Annotated in this window: 3 protein-coding genes and 1 pseudogene; 1 reads left to right on the forward strand and 3 read right to left on the reverse strand. The window is 60.1% G+C overall.

What is annotated here, in order from left to right:
• Together WBB95_RS07390 and WBB95_RS07395 are read right to left on the reverse strand one after the other, a co-directional pair.
• A partial coding sequence (locus WBB95_RS07390) for an ATP-binding protein (RefSeq protein WP_424486973.1) occupies positions 1-1,581 on the reverse strand: 1,581 nt, incomplete at its 3' end.
• Positions 1,578-2,303, reverse strand: a complete 726-nt coding sequence (locus WBB95_RS07395) for a response regulator (protein ID WP_424486974.1) — start codon at positions 2,301-2,303, stop codon at positions 1,578-1,580. The genes WBB95_RS07395 and WBB95_RS07390, both read right to left, overlap by 4 nt.
• A 734-nt stretch (positions 2,304-3,037) precedes the next feature.
• On the opposite strand from WBB95_RS07395, the gene WBB95_RS07400 reads away from it, so the two are divergent.
• Complete coding sequence (locus WBB95_RS07400) at positions 3,038-5,932, forward strand: ribonucleoside-diphosphate reductase subunit alpha (RefSeq protein ID WP_424486975.1); 2,895 nt, start codon at positions 3,038-3,040, stop codon at positions 5,930-5,932.
• 93 nt (positions 5,933-6,025) lie between these two features.
• Here the strand turns inward: WBB95_RS07400 and WBB95_RS07405 are convergent.
• A pseudogene (locus WBB95_RS07405) lies at positions 6,026-6,673 on the reverse strand (hypothetical protein); the annotation flags it as partial.

Consider the following 6,673-nt stretch of genomic DNA (forward strand, 5'->3'; position numbering starts at 1 on the left):
CAAACTGAAACACGCCCCACCCAGGTTATTGCTCTTGCTGATCAACGCCCGCCCCCCGTGCCAATAAATGATCCGCCGCACGATCGACAACCCCAGCCCATGCCCACCCGACGCGCGCGTGCGGCTGTCATCCAGGCGCAGGAACGGCGTAAAGATGCGCTCCCAGGCGCCCTCCGGCACGCCCGGGCCATCGTCCTCCACATCGATGCGGCAACGCACCTGGCCGACTTGATAACTGATCAGCACCTGCCCCTGGGCATGACGCATCGCATTGCTCACCAGGTTTTGCAGGGCGCGGTGCAAATAACGAGGCTCGGCGTCGACCCACGCGTCGTCCCAGTGCGCCGATGACAGGCAAATACCGCGCGTCACCGTGACCTGCGGACGCAGTGGCGATAATTCGCCGATCACCTGATCCAGCAACGCGCTAAGGTCAACCCGCTGGAAATTCAGCTCCGGCGCCCCCTGCTCCAGACGCGCATAGGTGAGCATTTCGTCAACCAGGCCATCAAGGTCCTGGATGTCGCTGTCCATGCCGTCCAGGTACTTGCGCCGGGCTTCGGCGGTGGCGGCGTCGCCGACCATCTCCAGGCCGAACCGCAGGCGCGCCACCGGCGTACGCAGCTCGTGGGACACGGCACGCACCAGTTCACGCTGGATCGCCAGCAATTGCTGCAGGTGTTCGGCCATGCCATTGAAGGCCGCCGCCAAACGTCCTACCGAGTCGGCGCCACGGGCCGGTACGCGCACTTCGAGGTTGCCTTTGGCGATACGCGTAGCCGCTGCTTCCAGGCCCTTGAGACGCCGCTCCAGTTGGCGCACCAGTAGATAGACGATCAAGCCGATCAGGGTCAGGCTGATCAACGCAATCAGGATCAGCCACTGCGGCGGATAAGGATTCATCTGATACAGCGGGCCGATTTCAAGGACCCACGGCGTACCGACCATGCCGGCAAACACCCGAATCGAATCACCACCTTTGCCCAAGGCCATCACCGTATCGCCCTCCGAGACACGACGGCGTTGGTCTTCATCCATATCGGCCTGGTCGAGGGTCATCAGGTGCATCTCAAACCCAAACCCCTTGGCTTCTTTTATAGCGGCCAACCGTTGCGGCTGCTCGGCCACCGGGAAACGCACCAGCTCATCCGCCAGCAGATAAATAGTCGCGCGGGCCAGTTGCTCGCTGATCTGTTGCACTTCGCCGGTCAGCACCCACTGCTCTTTTTCGCTGACCAGGCGCAGTACCCGCGCCGCATGCGGCCCGGTCTGCTCCACCAAGACTTGGCCGCGTTGCAGGCGATTGCGCTGGCTCAGGTCCAGTTGGGCATCGGCCAATGGGCGCAATTCAAGCGGGATGCCGAGCAAACGCTCCCACACCGCCAGGGCACGCTGGCGCTCAATGGCGCTCATCGGTTGCAGGTTGTCGCCCATCAGCGCAAAGGTGCCGTGGGCCAGGCGCTCACGGTACTGGCCGCTGCGCACCTCGTTGAGCAGGTGCAAGGCCAGCACACCGAGCAAGGCCACCAGGATCAGCGCCGCGCACATGCCGCCGTAGATGCGCAGGAAGATGGAATTCACAGCGGCATATCGGCAGCGGCTTCGGGGACGAACAAGTAGCCTTTGCTGCGGATGGTCTTGATCAGGCGCGGGTGAATCGGGTCGTCGCCGATCTTCGGACGAATGCGTGAAATGCGTACATCAATGGAGCGGTCCTGGCCGTCGTAGCCGATGCCGCGCAGGGCGATGAAGATTTCTTCGCGGGACAGGATGCGCCCGGCGTTCGCCACCAACAGCCACAACAGGTCGAACTCGGCGCTGGTCAGCTCGATGCCCGCCTGGTTCAACCAGGCTTCGCGCAAGGCGTTGTCCACCACCAGCGGGCCGAACTGCAGGCGGCGCAGGTTTTCCACGAGGGCGGGCTCGGCCGGTTCGCTGCGCCGCAACAAGGCCTGGATGCGCGCCAACAGCAAGCGCGGGCGCACGGGTTTGCACACGTAGTCGTCGGCGCCCATGTCCAGGCCCAGCACCTGATCCATATCGTCGGTGCGCGCGGTGAGCATCAGGATCACGCCGTCATAGCGCTCGCGCACCCTGCGGCAGATGCTCAGGCCGTCTTCGCCGGGCAGCATGAGGTCGAGAATCACCAGGTCGGGCTGTTCGGCAATGATGCGCGCCGCGGCCTTGGCGCCGTCGCTTTCCACCGATACCTGCAGGCCGTTGCTCTCCAGGTAATCACGGGTCAACTCGGCCAATCGCTCGTCGTCCTCGACGATCAATATTTGCCAGGCTTCTTGCTCCACGGGTGATCCTCGTTGTTATAAGGGCTTCGTTGGCCGAGTTGGCCATACCCTGTTTGTAATGTTTTGAGGGCATAACAAAGCCCGATTGTAGCCATGGGCCAACCCTCTAACACAAGCCGGGAAATCCATTCGGTGATCGCGTTTTTTTGTGATAGGGTTCGCGCCCCCAAAAAACCAACTGGCGGTTTTCAGCTTGGAATATTCGGTGACAAACGGCGTAATCCAGCAGTACTGCGGCCTACACGGGTGTTCCACGTTTCATACACATTTTACCCACAACGTTATCCACAGGTAGTGCGTTGCTAAGCCCCCCAAAACGCATTATCTTGTACCTCGGCGCTAAAAAAACCCTACATGTAGGGTTTTGAGCGAAAAGACCCAACACAATTCAGACAAGAAATTCAAGCCATTTCTTGCGCCCGTTTGGTCTAAACCCAGCATTTTTTGAAAGCCCAAACCGCTCAAGCGGAGGGCAACCGTTTTAGCGCCACAAGGGCATAAAACGGTACGGGTGTTGCAGTGCTTGAAGCGAGCAACTGTCACCCACCAGGAATACGGCGATGGCCTTTTGCGGCCCGAACCGAAGACTTCGGCATGGAAGCGGCGCGATGAGCTCCCTTCCTCCTGTCCCGAAGTTGTTATGCCAGGCGCAGGCCTGTTGTAAGTGCTTCAGGACGGAACGGTGGGCACCGTGATGGTGCCCAAATAAATATAGAATGTGGAGACAACCCCCCATGCAAACCGACACAACTCGCGAGAACCCGCAAGGCTCCGTGCCGCAGGCCGCTGATTCGAACCTGGATCTGTCCGCCACCGCACCTGGCCAATTGCGCGTGATCAAGCGTAACGGCACTGTCGTTCCTTACACCGATGACAAAATCACCGTCGCCATCACCAAAGCGTTTCTTGCAGTTGAAGGCGGCTCCGCAGCTGCCTCGTCGCGCATCCATGACACCGTTGCCCGCCTGACCGAACAAGTCACCGCGACCTTCAAGCGTCGCATGCCTTCGGGCGGCACCATCCACATCGAAGAAATCCAGGACCAGGTCGAACTGGCCCTGATGCGTGCCGGCGAGCAGAAAGTGGCGCGTGACTACGTGATCTACCGTGACGCCCGTTCCAAGGAACGCGCTGTACGCACCCCGGCTGAAGAAGCTGCCGTACAAGCTCACCCGTCGATCCGCATCACTCTGGCCGACGGTACGTTTGCACCGCTGGACCTGGGCCGCCTGAACACCATCATCACCGAGGCCTGCGAAGGCCTGGAAGAAGTCGACGGCGACCTGATCCAGCGCGAAACCCTGAAGAACCTGTACGACGGCGTGGCCCTGACCGACGTCAACACCGCCCTGGTGATGACCGCCCGTACCCTGGTTGAACGTGAGCCGAACTACTCGTTCGTGACCGCGCGCCTGCTGATGGACACCCTGCGTGCCGAAGGCCTGGGCTTCCTCGGCGTCGCCGACAGCGCCACCCACCACGAAATGGCCGACCTGTACGCCAAGGCCCTGCCTGCCTACATCGCCAAGGGCATCGAATTCGAATTGCTGAACCCGATCCTGGCCACCTTTGACCTGGAAAAACTCGGCAAGGCGATCAACCACGAGCGCGACCAACAGTTCACCTACCTGGGCCTGCAAACCCTGTACGACCGTTACTTCATCCACAAGGACGGTATCCGCTTCGAACTGCCGCAAGTGTTCTTCATGCGCGTGGCCATGGGCCTGGCGATCGAAGAGAAAAACAAAGAAGACCGTGCGATCGAGTTCTACAACCTGTTGTCGTCCTTTGACTACATGTCGTCGACCCCGACCCTGTTCAACGCCGGCACCCTGCGTCCACAGCTGTCGAGCTGCTACCTGACCACCGTGCCGGATGACCTGTCGGGCATCTACCACGCGATCCACGACAACGCCATGCTGTCCAAATTCGCAGGCGGCCTGGGCAACGACTGGACGCCGGTGCGTGCACTGGGTTCTTACATCAAGGGCACCAACGGCAAGTCGCAAGGCGTTGTTCCGTTCCTGAAAGTCGTGAACGACACCGCCGTAGCCGTGAACCAGGGTGGCAAGCGCAAAGGCGCTGTGTGTGCCTACCTGGAAACCTGGCACATGGACATTGAAGAGTTCATCGAGCTGCGCAAGAACACCGGTGATGATCGTCGTCGTACCCACGACATGAACACCGCCAACTGGATCCCTGACCTGTTCATGAAGCGCGTCTTCGATGACGGCCAGTGGACCCTGTTCTCGCCGTCCGAAGTGCCGGACCTGCACGACCTGACCGGCAAGGCCTTCGAAGAGCGTTACGAGTACTACGAAGCCCTGTCCCAGTACCCAGGCAAGATCAAGCTGTTCAAGACCATCCAGGCCAAAGACCTGTGGCGCAAAATGCTCTCCATGCTGTTTGAAACCGGCCACCCATGGCTGACCTTCAAAGACCCGTGCAACCTGCGCAGCCCGCAGCAGCACGTAGGCGTGGTCCACAGCTCGAACCTGTGCACCGAGATCACCTTGAACACCAACAAGGACGAGATCGCCGTTTGCAACCTGGGCTCGATCAACCTGCCGAACCACATCGTCAACGGCAAGCTGGACACCGCCAAGTTGGAACGCACCGTGAACACCGCCGTACGCATGCTCGATAACGTTATCGACATCAACTACTACTCGGTACCACAAGCGCAGAACTCCAACTTCAAGCACCGTCCGGTTGGCCTGGGCATCATGGGCTTCCAGGACGCGCTGTACCTGCAGCACATTCCTTACGGTTCGGACGCTGCGGTCGAGTTCGCCGACAAGTCGATGGAAGCGGTCAGCTACTACGCGATCCAGGCTTCCTGCGACCTGGCCGACGAGCGCGGCGCGTACGAGACGTTCCAGGGTTCGCTGTGGTCCAAGGGCATCCTGCCGCTGGATTCGCAACAGATCCTGATCGAACAGCGTGGCCAGAAGTACATCGACGTTGACCTGAACGAATCCCTGGACTGGGCGCCGGTACGTGCCCGTGTGCAGAAAGGCATTCGTAACTCCAACATCATGGCCATCGCACCGACCGCCACCATCGCCAACATCACTGGCGTGTCGCAGTCGATCGAACCGACCTACCAGAACCTGTATGTGAAATCGAACCTGTCGGGCGAGTTCACCGTGATCAACCCTTACCTGGTTCGCGACCTGAAAGCCCGCGGTCTGTGGGACTCGGTCATGATCAACGACCTGAAGTACTACGACGGTTCCGTGCAGCAGATCGAGCGCATCCCGCAAGAACTCAAAGAGCTCTACGCGACGGCCTTCGAAGTGGACACCAAGTGGATCGTTGACGCCGCCAGCCGTCGTCAGAAGTGGATCGACCAGGCGCAGTCGCTGAACCTGTACATCGCCGGCGCATCGGGCAAGAAGCTCGACGTGACCTACCGTATGGCCTGGTACCGTGGCCTGAAAACCACTTACTACCTCCGTGCCCTGGCCGCGACCAGCACCGAGAAGTCGACCATCAACACCGGTAAGCTGAACGCTGTTTCCAGCGGCAACCACGGTGATGATTCGGTCCTGGCTGCTCCTGCCGGCCCGGCGCCAGTGCCTAAAGCCTGCGCGATCGACGAGCCGGATTGCGAAGCTTGCCAATAAGCTGAGCAGGTCCCGGGCGTAAATGCCCGGGATTAAAAAACCCGATAAACCCCGACTGTATAGGGTTTATCGGGTTTTTTCGTTTAGCGCGCCTTAATGGAATGCGTAGGCAATACCTTGCTTGGGCTGCGCCCCGCGTTGCCCCCACAGTTCGACCCTGCCGCCAATCACCGCCATTGAATGGTGGTCATAGGCCACGACGCCGAGCTTGCCGCTCGCGAGTTCACTGCTCGATGAGCGCCGATAGAGGCCTTGCAACCCAAGACGGTCCAACGCTTCGTGAGGCATTTCGCCGTTGTTCAGGCTGTGCAAGGCGTGCGCGTAACTCTTTTTCGCTTCATTGATGTTGTCATCCAGGCCATTGCCTTCCAGTTGAGCCCGCTTGGCACTGACGGCATACATAAAGTTGGCATCCGTGATCATTTGCGGGTCATCCCCCTTGAAGCGCGCCTCCCGCGCCGCCTGCTTCAGCTCGCCCTTGGACAGGTGAAGCGATTTGCCGTCGCGCATCGTCACGTCATAGCCATTCCCCGCCTCCTTCACCTCACTGAAGACATCGGTGGGTTTTTGGCCAAATTTCATCATGGCCGCCTTTATCGCCGACACCGTGACGCAATTGCCGTCCGGCCCCTGACTGAAACCACTCCAGACATTGCCAGCCTCTCGGCCGATACCAGGTCTTTTACCGGGTTCACCCGCGCCAGGTTTGTAGTCAAAGTAATGAGCCCCTTTGGTGAGCGG

Origin of the sequence: Pseudomonas sp. (genome assembly GCF_049645325.1) — a bacterium.
In the GTDB taxonomy this organism is placed as follows: domain Bacteria; phylum Pseudomonadota; class Gammaproteobacteria; order Pseudomonadales; family Pseudomonadaceae; genus Aquipseudomonas.